We start from the raw sequence: 15,817 nt of genomic DNA on the forward strand, positions 1-15,817 counted from the left end.
AGTTCTTCTTCAAGAGATAACAGAAGTAACGATTCTAGAAATAGTTCTTTCTCAAAAGACAACAGAAACTTTAAAAGCAGACCTAAATCAAATGGATTTAGTAAAAATAAACCTTCATATGCTAAGAAGAAATAATTTTATATTAAAGAAAAAATGTGATACCTCTAAAGTATCACATTTTCTTTAAATTTTTCTAAACCTATTCTATCTATAAAGAATCCTAACTTCTCACCAGCATCTGCATTTTCACTATAGTAAGCTAAAATACTATCAACTATCTTTAAAGCCTCTTCTTCACTTACATCTTGAATTATTATATCTGCAACTCTAGGATTAAATCCTGCTGAACCTCCTACAACTACCATCATTCCAGTTTTATCAGCTATTATTCCTACATCCTTTGCATAAACACTTCCACAAGCATTTCTGCATCCTGCAACCCCAATTTTAGTTCTACAAGGCATTGGCATCCATTGATATTTTTTTGAAAGCTTCATTCCCATACCTATAGTATTATATTTTGATCTCTTACAAAATCCTGCTGGACACATTTCTACATTTTTAACTGTATTTTGTCCTTTAACTGCAGGCTCCATCCCAAGCTCTTCCCATACTTTAGGTAAATCTTCCCCTTTAAGATTTGTTATTAAAATCCTTTGTCCTGAAGTTATTTTTATAACTCCATCATACTTCTTAGCAACGGCTGTTATCTTTTCTAACTCTTCAATTTTTACAAATCCTCCAGGTATATGCGGTGTTATTCCAAAAGTTCTCTTTCCATCTCTTACTTTTTGTAAATTTCCATGATGAGTTCCACTAACCATTTGTGGTATTCCTAAATTACTATCCATAAAAGTTATCCTTTCTTTAAATATCTTATTTAATCTATTAAAATACTTATCTATAATTAACTATAATTTTTTCATTTTATAAAGTAATTATACCATTAAATAACTTTTATCTTCGTAACGTTAGTTACCATCTTCTGCAATCATTTCTTTAACTTCACCCATAATTTCTTCAAAAAAATCCATACTATTTCTTGCTTGAATTTTTTCTATTGAAGTTTTATTTATATTTAACTCTCCTACATTAACTTTACCGTGAATACTTCCCTTCCCATTACCTTCTACTCTTGTCATATTTTTCTCTCCGACTTTAACTTCAGATTTCACATATGGTTTCCCATTTAAATATGCTATATCAACTGATCCCATTTTATTTTCTACAGTAATATCTCCGTTCATCTCTTTTAGAGTTAAAAATATTCCTCCAATTTCTTGATCTATATTAACATTACTTGCCTCATTAATAAGAATATCTACTATTCCAATCCCCATATTAGTATTAAGTTTTTCTATATTCATAGCTCTATTATTCAAAATAGCTCCTGTTCCAACATTTATATCTAAATTTTTAATATTACTACAATCTAATCCAACTCCTCCAACTCCCACTTTAACATTTATATTCTTATTAAAGTTTTTAGGAATACTAATTTGAACTTCTGGAACTGCAATATTATTTTTTCCCTTAACTGATATAACACTTTTCCCCTTTGATTTTATATCTAACTTTTTATTTTTTAAATTAGATACTATTTTATCCTTTTCTCCATTTACTAAAACTTGAACTTTATCTTCATTCCCCTCTTGAATATTTACTAGTCCAATAGCTAAATCTATATTTATATCATCTATATTCTCTATACTTTCATTAACCTGAATTATTCCTGCCTCATTTTTAATTTGGCTCCAGCTATTCTCTTCATAATCATCACTTACAACTTCTTCAACATAATCTTTATAGTCCATCTTTCCAAACTCTACATCACATCCTGTAAACCCTAAGCCTATAGCCAAAACTAACGTTCCAGCTAATACTAACTTTTTAACCATATACTCTCTTCTCCTTAATTAAAATCAATTCCGCTATCTAAAGATTTTTTTGCTAACATAAAATAAACTATTATCTCAATTACAATAACTACTATTTCTAAAACACCTATTTTTAACCCTGAAAAGCTTAAATAATAATATGGAATAAACTTATACGACATTTCTAAAATAAAAGAAATAACTCCTCCAATAATTCCAGCTACTACAAATGTTACTAATATATTTGCCCAATATTTTTTAATGTATCTTTTAGTCCATATGAATACAAAAAATAATTCTATTAAAGATGCCATTATCCCTAAATAAACTAATCCTAATATAATATTAAGTGGCTCATTTATAAAACTAAAAACTTCTCCATAAATATTATTTGTATACATCATTTGAAAAATTAAAACTAAAACAAATGGCATGCTTTTAACTATATACTCAAAAACCTTTGCTATTAAATATTCGTGGCTTTTAATAGGTGTTGAAAACATTAATGCATTTTCTTTAGATAACCTACTAGTAAATTGAAAAAATGAAACTATTCCTCCAAAGACTATTGCAAGTATTACAATTACAAAATTTATCATTGTTCCTATAAAACTTCCTAAAAAGCTTGTTATCAATAGAATTATCCCTATATAGACTCCTATCCCAACTACATCTCTAATTAAGTTTTTTCTAATGTTATATTTCATTATATTTAATATATTTCTCATACCCTTTTACCTCTTAAAAATTTCTTTATAAGCCCCTTCTATAGATGTTTCATATTTTTCTCTTATAGAATCTGCTTCACCCTTTTCTACTATAATCCCATCTTTTATAAAAAGGACTTCATCTAACAATCTTTCAAGCTCGCCTACATAGTGAGTTGTAATTATCATTGATGCACCCTCTATCATGTTTTGGACTATTGCATTTATTATTTCATCTCTTGATAAAATATCTACTCCAGATATAGGTTCATCTAAAATATAAAGTTTTGCCCTTCTTCCTAATACGAGACTTAATGATACCTTTTCAACCATTCCCTTAGATAATGCCTTTAATTTTTGATTACCTTCAATATTCATAAACTTTAAAAGTTTTCTTGTTCTTTCTTCATCAAAATCTTCAAAAAAATCTTTATAAAAACTTATTGCATCCTCTATTTTCATCCAACTATAAAGTTGATTATTTTCTCTTAAGTACGAAACTATTTTTTTGCTTTCAGATGAAATACTTATATTATCAATTAAAATTTCACCTTCGTCAGGTTGTAATAATCCTCCTATTATATTTAAAAGTGTAGTTTTTCCATTTCCATTAGGACCTAGTATTCCAAGTGTTTTACCTGACTCTAAACTAAAATTTATTCCCTTTAAAACATTCTTTTTCCCATAAGATTTTTTAATCCCATTAATCTCTAATATCTTTTTCACCCTTATACCTCCTCATAAAAGTCATTGCATGCCTCTAATATCTCCTCTTTTGAAAAACCTAACTCTTTTGTATCTTTAATAAATTTTTTTATAAGTTCTTTTGAGATATCTATTCTTAAATTATTTATTATCTTTTTATCAGATGTTACAAACTTTCCAATTCCACGCTTAGTATAAATAAGATCATCTCCCTCTAACTCTGTATATACTCTCTGTATAGTATTTGGATTTACTTTTAACTCTCCTGCAAGCTCTCTTACAGATGCCATTTTAAATTCTCCTACATATTCTCCTGAAATAATTTTTTTCTCTAAAAACCTTTTTATTTGAATATATATAGGTTCATTAGTATTAAATTCAATCACCCAATTCACCTCTCTTTTCAGTACTACTGTATTACTTACATAGTACACTAGCATTCTCTTTTTTCCAAATAGAGGAAATAACCTTCTTATTGAAATATCTTCCATTTGCTCTTTATTCCTCGTTGTGTTTACACTTTATTCATATTTGTGTTTTTTAGTTTTATTTTTCTCTATTAAAAATGCCATCGGCATAAGCTGACGGCATTCTTTTATCTAAATTCTATTAAATTTTTAGATTTATTATAAAAATATCCTGAAAATAAAATTGTTCCAAGTTCTGCAACTGTTATAGTTAGCCAAATTCCACTAACTCCAATAAGATTTGGAAGTATTACTACTCCTAAGATTACGAAAATTAATGATCTAAGAATTGATATTATAGCCGATATTTTTCCATTCCCTATTGATGTAAAATAACCTGACATAAATATATTAAATCCTATAATTAAGAATCCTACTGAGAAAATTCTCATTCCTTCTGATGCAATTTGCATTACCTCTGTATCTGTAGTAAAAATCCCTATTATAAAATCTCTTCCGAAAAATGAAATTATAAAGATTAAAATCGAACTCACAATAATAGTATTAAAACTATATTTTAAATATTGCTTTATTCTTTCACTTTGTTTTGCTCCGAAGCTATAACTTATAACTGGTGAAACACCTACTGCCACTCCAAAATAAGCTGCTATAAAAAAGTAATAAATATAGATAACTATCGACATCGCTGCTATTCCAGTCTCTCCATAGAAGCTTAAAATAGCTTGATTGAATAGAAATGTAGTTATTCCTGTTGATAACTCCGTTAACATTTCCGAACTACCATTATAACAAGAACATCCTAGCATTTTAAAATTAGATTTAAATTTTATAAATTTTAAATTTGATTCTTTTCCTAGAAAATATCTTATTCCAATGATTGTTGATGTAACCATTGCTAAAAGCGTTCCTAAAGCCGCTCCTAATATCCCCATTTTAAAAATTACTATAAATAAAAAATCAAAAACCACATTGAATACTAATCCGACTGTAGACATTTTTAATGCTACATTAGGACTTCCATCAATTCTTGCATAATATTCAAAATACAGTTTAAGCATCATCGGTAATGCCATTAATATAACTACAGTGCCATAAGTTTTAGCATATGGATATAACGCTTCTGTAGTTCCTAGAAACCTTAATATAGGCTCAATAAATATTATTCCTACTATAGTTAGTAAAATAGCTACTATAACTAAAACTACTGTAATAAATGAAAATAGCTCATTTGCTTCTTTAGTCTTTTTTCTTCCAACTTTAATTCCAACTAAAGCCCCAGAGCCTGTTGCAAGCATAACTGCTATTCCAAAAATAACTCCTGTTATAGGCAAAATAATATTTATTGCTGCAAGTGCATTTGAATTTACAAACCTTGATACAAAAAAACCATCAATTGTGGTGTAAAACGAGAGGAAAATCATAGTAACTATTGACGGTAAGATAAATCTTATAAAATTTGAATAATCCTCTTCTCTACTAAATATTTGTTCCATTATTAAAACCCCTTTTCATCTCTTAAAAATAATATTATTGACAATTTTTACTATAAAGGATATAGTAACTATACTGTCAATAGGTTTATTTAGGGGGATAAAAATGAACGTAACTTTTACAGTAGGGGAATTTGCTAAAATTAATAATTTAAAGAAACAAACTCTTATCTATTATGACAATATTGGTCTGTTTAAGCCAGGTATTGTTGACAATAATAATGGTTATAGATACTATACACCAGACCAATTAGAAATTTTAGATAATATTTTAATATTAAGAGAAATTGGTGTTTCTATAAAAGAAATTAAAAGATTTCTTCAAAATCGTGATATAAAAAAAACTATTCACTTGCTTCAAGAGCAATATGAAAAGTTAGAAACTCAATCTAAGTCTATTAATACTTTCATGAAAAAATTAGATAATAAAATATCTACCTTACAAATGCTTGAAGGTATTACTTCAGATGTTACTTTTGTACAAATGCCTGAAAAATATCTTGCTATTAAAGAAGTTTCTAAGCCCAATACCTTGCTTGAAACAGATATTGCAATGAAAGATCTTTTTAAAGAAATTGATGAAAAAAATATTTTTTACACTTATCAAATGGGTGTTATTATTTCGCAAGATGCCTTAACTCAAAAAAGGTATACTTCATCCAAGTATGTTTTTCTACCACTTTCTAAAAAAGAACATAAGATAACTACACATAAAAGAGAAAAAGGACTTTATGCAGTTATTTATCATCAAGGCACTTATGAAGATATCGGTAATTCTTATGAAAAATTACTAAATACAATAAGAGAATATGGATTTACCGCTCTTAGCGATTCTTATGAATATTGTATTTCCGATAGTTTAACTTCACCAAATAATCATGAATATATAACAAAGATACTTGTCAGAGTAAAATAAGTATCTTTTAAAAAGTTAAGGAGTGCTAAACAGCACTCCTTTCTTATTTTCTATAATCCACAATCAATTTCTTCCTCTGGAATATATACATTATTATCAAATAATCCATTTAAAAAATCTGGAATTAAAAACTTTTTACAAACTGATTTAAGCTCCTCTTCAGTTTTTATATTATTTTCTCTAAGTATCTTTTTACCTTCTCTCACGCAATTATCCATTGTTTTTTGAAAGCCTCTTGCCTCATCTGAATACATTGTCTCGTCACTTGAGAATAAGAATTCTCTTAACCCTACTAATATATCTCTAAATTCATTATTTAAACTTTCTAGTTTTTGTATCTCTTCTATTTTCATTTTTCTATCTCCTTTATATATCTTATATATTTGATAATACATCATTGTTTTATAAAAATAAATATTAGGCAATAATCTACTAAGTACATTTTTTGTTATAATTATTAAGTAACACTACACAAAAGGAGGAATTATTAATGGGAAAACCATTTTTTAAAGATTATAAAATTAATATTTACGATGTTGATTGTAGACATTACTGCAAATTTTCAACATTAGTCGATTACTTATGGGACGTTGTTATAGAACAATCTGATGCTTTAGGTGAAACAAAAGAAGGTTTCGTACATAATGATTGTGTATGGGTTTTACTAAAATATGATATAAACATTTATAAATATCCTAAATTCAAAGATACTGTAACTGTTTCTACAGAGGTTATAGGATATAAAAAGGTATATGGATATAGACATTACACTATAAAAGATTCTGATGGAAATCTTTTAGCTGAAGCTGATTCTATAGCTATTTTGATAGATTTTAATAGAAGAAGACCTATGAAAATAACTCCAGATCAATGCGAAGTTTATGGTTTAGAAAAAGAGTTAGAAAATCCTCCAAAGTTAGATGATTTAATAACTTTAGAAAACACTGATTTTTCTAGTTCTCATATTATGAGCTATAGTGATATTGATTCAAATAATCATGTTAATAATGTTAGATACATGGAAATGGCCTTAAATAGTTTACCTAAAGAAATTTTAAATGATTATGATGTAACTAATATAAAAGTCTTATTTAAAAAGGAAACTACTATTGGTAACACAGTTTCTATCTCTAGCCAAGTTATTCAAAATTCTCAAGATGAAGTTACTACACTTCATAATATAGAGGAAGAAAAATTACTTGTAAAACTACAAATCAAGTGGAACAAAACAGAAGATAAAACTTTATTTTAAATTCCTTTAACTTAAATAAGGCTCCCTTTTAGGTAGCCTTATTTTTATTCATTTAAAAAATCATAGATTTCTTTTATCGTCTTACTTCTCTTACATATATCAACATGACTACATCGCTTAATTACATGTAATGTTGAATTTTTTATATATTTGTGTAACCTTCTTGTATGATCAATATGAACTACTTCAATACCAGCACAAAGAATTAAAGTTTTCATTTTCATATTATTTAAATCTTCTTCTGTTATTCCTATATCCCCTAACATAACATCCACTAACTCATATCTCTTTTTTAATTTATTTATTCCCTTACTTGCTATCCCTAAAATCGCTTTATAAACTTCTAAGAAAATTATAAACCAGCTATATAATCCTTCTTCTTTGTAATTCCCTGAAATAAGTACTAGCTTATTAATTATCTCTTCTCTTTTTTTTGCAATCCAAAGTGCAATATTCGCTCCATCACTATAGCCTACAAATGAAGCCTTCTTTATATTTTTCCGCTCACAAAACTCTAAAATATCATCTGCAAAAAGCTCTACACTAAAAGGTTTTTCTCCTGCAGTACTAAATCCTTGTGCTCTTATATCAATTGCTATGACATTAAATTTTTCTGCTAACTTTTCAAACATTTTAGCTAAATATCTACTTTCCATTCCATTACCATGAAGTAAAATTACAGTTTCCCCTACACCTTTTTCATAGTAACTAACCTTTATGTCTGACACATCAATAAATTTTCTTAATTCATCCAAAATAAACACCTCTTTTAATATTATAATCGTAATATTGCAATTTTGTAAGGTTTCTGAAAGGTTATTCAATATGTCTTTTACACTACCTATTATAAAATAAAGACATAGAAAACAACATCTAAGGAGGAATTTAAATGAAAAACTTATTATCAAACACAAAAGAAATTTTAACTATCTTATTTGCTTACTATATGAATGGTGAGAAAACACTTTAAAATTTAATATTGGAGAATTTATTTATGTATATTTTTTATAATAATAGGTGCCATAAAACTCAATTTGACTTGAATTTTATAGCACCCTTTTTTTATGCTAATGCAACTTCTCTTTCTTCAACTATACTCTCATTATTCATTTTCTTTATATTTGAATAGAATAAAATTCCTGTAATAATTGCTGATAGTACATCAGCTAAAGCTCCCGCAATCCAAATTCCATTTAATCCAATAAAATTTGGAAGTATAAGCATCAACGGAATTAATAATATTACTTGTCTTAATAAACTTAAAAACATTGATATTTTTGCTTTTCCAATAGATTGAAAGAAGTTAGAGCTAACAATTTGGAATCCTATTACAGGTATTGCTGCTAAATATATCTTTAATCCTGTCTTTGCAATTTCTAATAGCTCTGGATCATTATTAAATATCTTTATTAACAATTCTGGTGCCATCTCCACTATTAACCATCCAATAGTAACAATAATAGTTGCTGCAACTACACCATATAAAACAGTTTGTTTCACTCTCTTATATTGTTTTGCTCCATAATTATATCCAATTATAGGTTGAGAACCTTGATTTAATCCAAATATCGGTGTTAAGAATATCATTCCTATACTTTGTACAATAGTCATTGCACCTATCGCTAAATCTCCCCCATGATACTTTAATGAATTATTCGCTATAACTTGTACAACACAAGCCGCTAATTGCATACTACATGGGCTTATCCCAATTGAGAATATACTTAATACAATCCATTTTTCTAATTTTAGATTTTTCTTTTTTAGTTTTATAGTACTTTTTCCTTTTAAGAAATACGACATTATCCAAACAGTTGTAACTATTTGAGAAATTACTGTAGCTATTGCTGCGCCTCTAACCCCTAAATTAAATCCAAAAATTAAAATTGGATCTAAAATAATATTTGTTATTGCTCCTATGAGCATTGAAAACATAGCTATTTTAGGACTTCCATCACTTCTTATGGAGTGATTCAATCCAAAGCTTAACATACTAACTATAGTTCCCATAAATATTATTTGCATATACTGTCTTGCATATATTTCAGTATCTGCACTAGCTCCAAAAGCTTTTAATAATGGTTCCATAAAAATAAGTCCCATAATAGTAATCAAAATACTAAATATTATAATTAAAACAAAAGCATTCCCTAAATGCTTTTCAGCTACTTCTTCCTCATGTTTTCCTAGAAACAATGAAATTCTAGCCGCTGTCCCTACTCCAACAAGCATACCAAATGCTAAAATTATAGTCATTAAAGGCATTGTTATTCCTACTCCCGTTATAGCAAGCTTACCTACTTCCGGTATATTTCCTATATACATCCTATCGATAATATTATATAGGGTATTTACAAGCATTCCTATAATTGCTGGAACTGAAAACGCAAGTAATAACTTGCTTATTTTCTCTTTTCCAAGTTTATTTTCATTCTCCAATTTTTTGTCCCCCTATTTTTTTTATAATTTACATTATATCAAAAATTTTCTCAATCTTACGATATTAAATGAATTTTTTTTTAAAATTGTGAATTTTATTTCATTTTAATTATCTCTTTACATAAAAAAATAAGCCAAAGAGTCAATTACTCTTTGGCTTATTTTCTATTAGATTTTTATTATTTAACACTATTTCTTTCAATTATATTATGTGCTAAAACAAAATTTGCTTCATCTAATTCTTGTTTATTTAAAAGTTTAATTAACATTCTCATAGCAACTGAACCCATATCATAGCTTGGTTGTGCCATTGTTGTTAATTTTGGATAGAACATTTCTCCAACATAGTTGTTATTGAATCCAATAACACTTACTTCTGTTGGTACTTCTATACCATTATCTCTTAATCCGTTAATAACACCCATAGCAAGTTCGTCTGTTGCACATACTACTGCATCAAATTTCTTACCTGATTTTATAAAGCTTTCGGCTGCTATAACACCATTTTTTGATTTTAAGTTTGTTAAGTAAATTAAATCTTCTTCAACCTTTATTGAAGCTTCTTTTAATGCTTTTTCGTATCCTATGTATCTGTCATTCCATGCATTTCTTTCATCTTTTTCTGCTCCAACGAAAGCTATGCTTTTAAATCCTTTATCTAAAAGATATTTTGTTGCATCATATCCTGCCATTACATTATCTATAGTTACACTTGGTAATTTTCTATTCTTATCTTCTGTTTCAACTAGGATTGTTGTTATATCTAGTTCATTTATTAAATCAAGAATTTCATCTTGAAGAGAACTACTCATGTAAATAACACCATCAACCATTTTTTCTTTTAAAACTCTTAAATATTCCTTTTCTTTTTCTATATCAAAATCTGAGTTTCCTAATATTATATTGTAATCATAAATATTAGAAACATCTTCAGCCCCTCTTACTATCTCTGGATAGAACTGACTTGATATATCTGGAATAAGAATTCCTATCGTTTTAGTTCTTTGAGTTTTTAAACTTCTTGCTACTATATTTGGTCTGTAACCAAGTTTCTTTATAGCATCTAATACTTTTTTCTTAGTATCTTCGTTTACAACGTCGATATCATTTAAAACTCTTGAAACAGTAGCAATTGAAACACCTGCTTCTTTTGCAACGTCTTTAATAGATGTAGCCATATTATTACCTCCTACGTATTTAGTCAATTTATTCATTATACTTACCTTTAAAATTTTATGCAAGTTTTTATTTTCATATTTTACATTTAATCTATTTTACAGTCATATAGTTATAGCTATTTTAATAAAATCTTGCTATAAATGAAAACAATATCTTTACTATATTATATATTGAAATTTTTGTAAATCATAGCTTTTTCTCAAAAATTTTAGAGGTCTTAAACTTTAAGACCTCTAAACTTCTTTTATTTTACAACTTTAACATTCATATTTAACTTTTCACCATTTATAGTCACTTCTGTATAATCAGATGCTTCTCCATAAATAATTTCTTTAGTTAAAGTTTCTTTCATTATTGTATCTTGGAATTTCTTGATTACATTTAATAACATATCATTATCTGCAACAAATAATTGTATATTATCTGCAACTTCAAAACCTTTTTCTTTTCTCATGTTTTGGATTTTTGAAATCACTTCTCTTACATGACCTTCTTCTCTTAACTCATCAGTAATATGAGTATCAAGAACTACTCCTGTATCTCCTTCACCAGCAAACGCAAATCCTTCTAATCCTTGCATTGTTACTAGTAAACTTTGAGCATTTAATTCAATTTCTGTTCCATCAACATTTATAATCTCAATTTCTCCATTTTGGATTTTTTGAGCTAATTCCATTTGATTTCTAGCCGCAATTTCTTTTCTTATTCCAGGTATTAATTTACCGTAAGCTCTTCCAAGTACAGGTAAATTAGGTTTAATTTCAAAGTTAACATATTTAGAAAGGTCTGCTCCAAATTCTATTTCTTTGATATTTAATTCATTAGCTATGATGTCTCCATAGTATTCTGGAATTGAAGTTGTAGATACTAATATCTTTGAAAGTGGCTGTCTATTCTTAACATTAGCCCCATTTCTCGCACTTCTTCCAAGTTTAACTATAGTGTAAGCTAAATCCATTTGTTTTTCTAATTCTTTATCTATAGCTTTTGCATTAACTGTTGGCCATGGACATAAGTGAATACTTTCTGTAGCAGTTGGATCTAAGTTAACTACTAAGTTTTGATAGATTTCTTCTGTTATAAATGGAACAAATGGTGCTGCAATTTTAGATAAAGTCACAAGTACTTTATTTAATGTTACATATGCTCCTATCTTATCTTCAGTTAATTCTGAAGACCAGAATCTTGATCTGTTTCTTCTTACATACCAGTTTGATAATTCATCAGTAAACTCTTCTATAGCTAAAGCTGAAGCTGTAATTGAGTAACTATCAAGACCTTCTTCAACAGTTTTAATTAATGTATTTAATTTTGATAATATCCATTTATCCATTACGTTTTCTGATACAAAATCTGCATATTCATTTGGATTAAAGTTATCTAAATCTGCATATAAAACATAGAATGAATATACATTCCATAAAGTTCCTAAGAACTTTCTTCCTGCTTCTGCAACATCATCAATTGAGAATCTAGTTGGAAGCCATGGAGCACTTGCAGTATAGAAATGCCATCTTGTAGCATCTGCACCTTGAGTGTCTAGAACTTCAAATGGGTCAACAACATTCCCTTTTGATTTACTCATTTTCAATCCTTTTTTATCAAGAACATGCCCTAAAACAATACAGTTTTCAAATGGATTTCTATCAAAGATTGCAGTTGAAATTGCAAGTAATGTGTAGAACCATCCTCTAGTTTGGTCAACAGCCTCTGATATAAATTGTGCTGGATAGTTTTCATCAAATAACTCTTTATTTTCAAATGGATAGTGATGTTGTGCAAATGGCATTGATCCTGAATCAAACCAACAGTCAATAACTTCATGAGTTCTCTTCATTTCCTTACCACATTTTTCACAGTTTAAATGAACTTTGTCAATAAATGGTTTATGAAGTTCTATATCCTCAGGTACATCTATACCTTTTTGTTTTAACTCTTCAATGCTTCCTATACATTCTCTATGTCCGCATTCACATTCCCAGATTGGAAGTGGCGTTCCCCAGTATCTATCTCTTGAAATTCCCCAATCTATAACATTTTCAAGGAATTTACCGAATCTTCCTGTTCTTATGTTATCAGGTAACCAGTTGATTTTATCGTTGTTAACTAATAATTTATCTCTTAAAGTAGTCATAGCAACAAACCAACTATCTTTTGGATAATAAAGAAGTGGTGTATTACATCTCCAACAATGTGGATATGAGTGAGTATGCTTCTCTGCTTTAAATAATTTATTATTTTCTTTTAAATAATCACAAATTTGTTGATCACATTTCTTAACATCTTTACCAGCCCATAATGTAACTTCTTCAGTAAACTTACCTTCTGCATCAACTAAGTTTATAAATCCCATACCATTTTTCTTAGCAACTAAACTATCATCTTCTCCATATGCAGGTGCTATATGAACGATTCCTGTACCATCTGATAATGTTACATAATCTCCATGAATAACTTCAAATGCTTTTCCTTCTGGTTTATGGAATGGTAATAATTGCTCATATTTCATTCCTAGAATTTCTGAACCTTTAAACTCTTTTATTATTTGAGTTTCTTCACCTAAAACTTTAGCTACTAAATCTTTAGCTAAAATATAAGTTTCATCACTATCTTCAACTTTAGCTTCACAGTAAGTGTATGCTTGATTTACACATAACGCTACGTTTGAAGGTAAAGTCCAAGGAGTTGTTGTCCAAGCTAAGAAATATTTATTTTCTTCACCTGCAACTTTAAATTTAGCAACAGCAGTTAAATCTTTAACATCTTTATATCCTTGTGATACTTCATGTGATGAAAGAGCTGTTCCACATCTAGGACAATAAGGCATTACTTTATGTCCTTTATATAGTAAATCTTTATCCCACATTTGCTTTAAAGCCCACCATACTGATTCTATGTATGGATTGTGATATGTTACATAAGGGTTTTCCATGTCAACCCAGTAACCTATTTGGTTAGTCATTTTTTCCCACATGCTAACATATGTGAAAACACTATCCTTACATTCTTTTACGAATTTTTCTACTCCATACTCTTCTATTTGTTCTTTACCTGAAATCTTTAATTTCTTTTCAATTTCAAGTTCAACAGGTAGACCATGTGTATCCCATCCTGCTTTTCTTATTACTTTGTATCCCTTCATTACTTTATATCTTGGGATGATATCTTTCATAACTCTTGTAAGAATATGTCCTACGTGAGGTTTTCCGTTTGCAGTTGGAGGTCCATCATAAAATGTAAAATATTCTCCATCTTGATTCATGTCAAAGCTTTTTTGAATAACATTTCTAGCAGTCCAGATATTATCCATAACTTCTTTTTCCATACCTACAAATCCATTTGTAAGTTCTACTTTTTTATACATGTCAAAACTCCTTCCATAATAAAAATTTATTTAAAGAGCAATTTGCAAATTAGCTTTTTGCTCTAAGTTTTTATAATAAAAAAACTCGCCCTAAAAATAGGACGAGGAATACTCGCTATACCACCTATGGTAAATATTCAATATAATAACTTTAGTTTTATCTCTAAAATAATATATTGATCTCAATTCAGATACTATCATATCTTATCTCTTAACGCGAGAAAACGTGTAAGCTTAATCGTAATCCTTTCAGCCACCAACTCCTAGGTGATTTTTATTGAATCGTAATATGCTTTTTCACCAAACAAGCACTCTCTTAAAATACAGTAATCAACTACTTTTCCTAATCATTGTCTTTTTAAAAAATATTATATATTACCCATTTATAAAAGTCAATTATAAGACTTATAATAAAATATTTATTATGTAACTATATCCATTTTATTCTAAAATATACTTTTATAACTAACAATTCTTATTAATTAGTATTGATTTTTCATTATTTAAATGATTTAATAAATATATCAAATAGATTTTTAAGTGCTAAATGATATAGATTTATTAAAATAAAGGAGAATCTCTATGGAAAATAATAATATTCAAAAAGAAGTTTTAGATAAGCTTACAAAAACTTGTGTATGTAAAGTAGTAAGTAGAGCTAAAGTAAAAGAAGCTATTAGAAATGGTGCTAGAACTTTAGATGAAGTTAAAGCCGCAACTGGAGCTGGAACTGGATCATGCGGTGGTGCTAGATGTGTTTATAAAATATATGAACTTTTAGAAGAATATAAAGAAAATGGTACTTTTAATTAAATAACTTTTAATTAAAAATACTTGATTTAAATATAAAAAACTAGCCTTTTGATACATCACTTGTCAAGTAGACAAAGGATGTATCATTTGCTAGTTTTTTATTTTATATTTTAAAATTCACTTTCTTTTTAATCATAATAAAAAAATCAAACTTCCAAGTATACATAGTACTCCCATTCCACGTATTAAATTTATAGTTTTCTTTATACCTATAAACTTATTAGTTTCTGGTGTTCCATATGGGTATCTTATAAGTATTAATCCAAGCAAAATAAAATATCCTATAGCAAAAAAGTTTTGATAAACTTCTACATTTGATAAAACAATTATTCCTATTACGTATACAGCTAAACTCCCGAATAACGCTATTAAAAATTTATTTTTATTCTTTTCTACATCTTTCATAAATATTTTAAATTTCTCTTCACAAGGTTCTGAACAAAATCTAAAGCTTTCACTCCAATTACTTTCAGTATAATAAAGATTCTTCTGGACTTCATCTTTATCTAATTTTTTTCCACACCAAATACATTTCATTTTCATTTCACCTCTATATACTCTTTAATATTTCTAGTATATTCCAGTAAAAATCCTTTTTCTATATTAATTACTCATATACAGTTTTTATGTTCTAATGTATAACTTTA

Annotated in this window: 16 protein-coding genes and 1 other annotated feature; of the genes, 4 read left to right on the top strand and 12 right to left on the bottom strand. The window is 27.9% G+C overall.

Annotated elements, in window-relative coordinates; genetic code table 11:
• On the top strand, window positions 1–187 hold a 187-nt coding region (locus Q0W06_RS03555; RefSeq protein WP_297631491.1), incomplete at its 5' end, for a hypothetical protein.
• Here Q0W06_RS03555 and Q0W06_RS03560 read toward each other — a convergent pair.
• The 6 genes from Q0W06_RS03560 to Q0W06_RS03585 all read right to left on the bottom strand — a co-directional run bounded on the left by Q0W06_RS03560 (window position 165) and on the right by Q0W06_RS03585 (window position 5,210).
• On the bottom strand, window positions 165–851 hold the full coding sequence (locus tag Q0W06_RS03560) for an NAD(P)/FAD-dependent oxidoreductase (RefSeq protein WP_297631494.1): 687 nt from the start codon (window positions 849–851) through the stop codon (window positions 165–167). The genes Q0W06_RS03555 and Q0W06_RS03560 overlap by 23 nt on opposite strands.
• Window positions 852–971: 120 nt before the next feature.
• On the bottom strand, window positions 972–1,898 hold the full coding sequence (locus Q0W06_RS03565) for a hypothetical protein (RefSeq protein ID WP_297631497.1): 927 nt from the start codon (window positions 1,896–1,898) through the stop codon (window positions 972–974).
• A 14-nt stretch (window positions 1,899–1,912) separates the two neighbouring features.
• A complete protein-coding gene (locus tag Q0W06_RS03570) occupies window positions 1,913–2,605 on the bottom strand; it encodes a hypothetical protein (protein WP_297631499.1) in 693 nt (230 codons plus the stop codon).
• A 6-nt stretch (window positions 2,606–2,611) separates the two neighbouring features.
• Window positions 2,612–3,310 carry an ABC transporter ATP-binding protein gene (locus tag Q0W06_RS03575; RefSeq protein ID WP_297631500.1) on the bottom strand — a complete coding sequence of 233 codons (699 nt, stop codon included), beginning with the start codon at window positions 3,308–3,310 and terminating at the stop codon, window positions 2,612–2,614.
• Window positions 3,311–3,312: 2 nt separating this feature from the next.
• Complete coding sequence (locus tag Q0W06_RS03580; protein WP_297631501.1) at window positions 3,313–3,780, bottom strand: GntR family transcriptional regulator; 468 nt, start codon at window positions 3,778–3,780, stop codon at window positions 3,313–3,315.
• A gap of 104 nt (window positions 3,781–3,884) precedes the next feature.
• Window positions 3,885–5,210 carry an MATE family efflux transporter gene (locus Q0W06_RS03585; protein ID WP_297631504.1) on the bottom strand — a complete coding sequence of 442 codons (1,326 nt, stop codon included), beginning with the start codon at window positions 5,208–5,210 and terminating at the stop codon, window positions 3,885–3,887.
• Window positions 5,211–5,313: 103 nt separating this feature from the next.
• On the opposite strand from Q0W06_RS03585, the gene Q0W06_RS03590 reads away from it, so the two are divergent.
• A complete protein-coding gene (locus tag Q0W06_RS03590) occupies window positions 5,314–6,123 on the top strand; it encodes a MerR family transcriptional regulator (protein WP_297631508.1) in 810 nt (269 codons plus the stop codon).
• A gap of 50 nt (window positions 6,124–6,173) precedes the next feature.
• Here the strand turns inward: Q0W06_RS03590 and Q0W06_RS03595 are convergent, their stop codons facing one another.
• Entirely contained in the window at window positions 6,174–6,476 is a 303-nt protein-coding gene (locus Q0W06_RS03595) for a hypothetical protein (protein ID WP_297631511.1), read from the bottom strand.
• A gap of 137 nt (window positions 6,477–6,613) precedes the next feature.
• On the opposite strand from Q0W06_RS03595, the gene Q0W06_RS03600 reads away from it, so the two are divergent.
• Window positions 6,614–7,375: an acyl-ACP thioesterase domain-containing protein gene (locus Q0W06_RS03600; RefSeq protein WP_297631514.1), complete on the top strand. Its 762-nt coding sequence runs from the start codon at window positions 6,614–6,616 to the stop codon at window positions 7,373–7,375.
• 44 nt (window positions 7,376–7,419) lie between these two features.
• Here Q0W06_RS03600 and Q0W06_RS03605 read toward each other — a convergent pair whose 3' ends face one another.
• The 4 genes from Q0W06_RS03605 to ileS form a co-directional block, all read right to left on the bottom strand.
• Window positions 7,420–8,130 (bottom strand): alpha/beta hydrolase, encoded by a 711-nt coding sequence (locus tag Q0W06_RS03605; protein ID WP_297631517.1) that lies wholly within the window; start codon window positions 8,128–8,130, stop codon window positions 7,420–7,422.
• A 307-nt stretch (window positions 8,131–8,437) separates the two neighbouring features.
• Window positions 8,438–9,814 carry an MATE family efflux transporter gene (locus Q0W06_RS03610; protein ID WP_297631520.1) on the bottom strand — a complete coding sequence of 459 codons (1,377 nt, stop codon included), beginning with the start codon at window positions 9,812–9,814 and terminating at the stop codon, window positions 8,438–8,440.
• 179 nt (window positions 9,815–9,993) lie between these two features.
• Window positions 9,994–10,992, bottom strand: coding sequence for a LacI family DNA-binding transcriptional regulator (locus tag Q0W06_RS03615; RefSeq protein ID WP_297631523.1), 999 nt, complete (start codon window positions 10,990–10,992; stop codon window positions 9,994–9,996).
• Between the two features lie 245 nt (window positions 10,993–11,237).
• The gene (ileS, locus tag Q0W06_RS03620; protein ID WP_297631527.1) at window positions 11,238–14,357 is read right to left on the bottom strand and encodes an isoleucine--tRNA ligase; all 3,120 of its coding nucleotides are present in this window, start codon (window positions 14,355–14,357) and stop codon (window positions 11,238–11,240) included.
• Window positions 14,358–14,451: 94 nt separating this feature from the next.
• Window positions 14,452–14,717, bottom strand: a binding site (T-box leader).
• Window positions 14,718–14,939: 222 nt separating this feature from the next.
• Here ileS and Q0W06_RS03625 point away from each other — a divergent pair.
• Window positions 14,940–15,170, top strand: a complete 231-nt coding sequence (locus Q0W06_RS03625; RefSeq protein ID WP_297631530.1) for a (2Fe-2S)-binding protein — start codon at window positions 14,940–14,942, stop codon at window positions 15,168–15,170.
• 132 nt (window positions 15,171–15,302) lie between these two features.
• Here Q0W06_RS03625 and Q0W06_RS03630 read toward each other — a convergent pair whose 3' ends face one another.
• Window positions 15,303–15,707 (bottom strand): hypothetical protein, encoded by a 405-nt coding sequence (locus Q0W06_RS03630; RefSeq protein ID WP_297631533.1) that lies wholly within the window; start codon window positions 15,705–15,707, stop codon window positions 15,303–15,305.
• Between the last annotated feature and the right edge of the window lie 110 nt (window positions 15,708–15,817).

The sequence above is a fragment of the uncultured Clostridium sp. genome (assembly GCF_947072515.1).
GTDB lineage: Bacteria > Bacillota > Clostridia > Clostridiales > Clostridiaceae > Clostridium.

What these genes read in the sequence shown, in the direction of transcription:
- Q0W06_RS03560 (WP_297631494.1), bottom strand. Translation starts at nt 851, where the DNA reads ATGGATAGTAATTTAGGAATACCACAAATGGTTAGTGGAACTCATCAT.
- Q0W06_RS03565 (WP_297631497.1), bottom strand. Translation starts at nt 1,898, where the DNA reads ATGGTTAAAAAGTTAGTATTAGCTGGAACGTTAGTTTTGGCTATAGGC.
- Q0W06_RS03570 (WP_297631499.1), bottom strand. Translation starts at nt 2,605, where the DNA reads ATGAGAAATATATTAAATATAATGAAATATAACATTAGAAAAAACTTA.
- Q0W06_RS03580 (WP_297631501.1), bottom strand. Translation starts at nt 3,780, where the DNA reads ATGGAAGATATTTCAATAAGAAGGTTATTTCCTCTATTTGGAAAAAAG.
- Q0W06_RS03585 (WP_297631504.1), bottom strand. Translation starts at nt 5,210, where the DNA reads ATGGAACAAATATTTAGTAGAGAAGAGGATTATTCAAATTTTATAAGA.
- Q0W06_RS03590 (WP_297631508.1), top strand. Translation starts at nt 5,314, where the DNA reads ATGAACGTAACTTTTACAGTAGGGGAATTTGCTAAAATTAATAATTTA.
- Q0W06_RS03595 (WP_297631511.1), bottom strand. Translation starts at nt 6,476, where the DNA reads ATGAAAATAGAAGAGATACAAAAACTAGAAAGTTTAAATAATGAATTT.
- Q0W06_RS03600 (WP_297631514.1), top strand. Translation starts at nt 6,614, where the DNA reads ATGGGAAAACCATTTTTTAAAGATTATAAAATTAATATTTACGATGTT.
- Q0W06_RS03615 (WP_297631523.1), bottom strand. Translation starts at nt 10,992, where the DNA reads ATGGCTACATCTATTAAAGACGTTGCAAAAGAAGCAGGTGTTTCAATT.
- ileS (WP_297631527.1), bottom strand. Translation starts at nt 14,357, where the DNA reads ATGTATAAAAAAGTAGAACTTACAAATGGATTTGTAGGTATGGAAAAA.
- Q0W06_RS03625 (WP_297631530.1), top strand. Translation starts at nt 14,940, where the DNA reads ATGGAAAATAATAATATTCAAAAAGAAGTTTTAGATAAGCTTACAAAA.
- Q0W06_RS03630 (WP_297631533.1), bottom strand. Translation starts at nt 15,707, where the DNA reads ATGAAATGTATTTGGTGTGGAAAAAAATTAGATAAAGATGAAGTCCAG.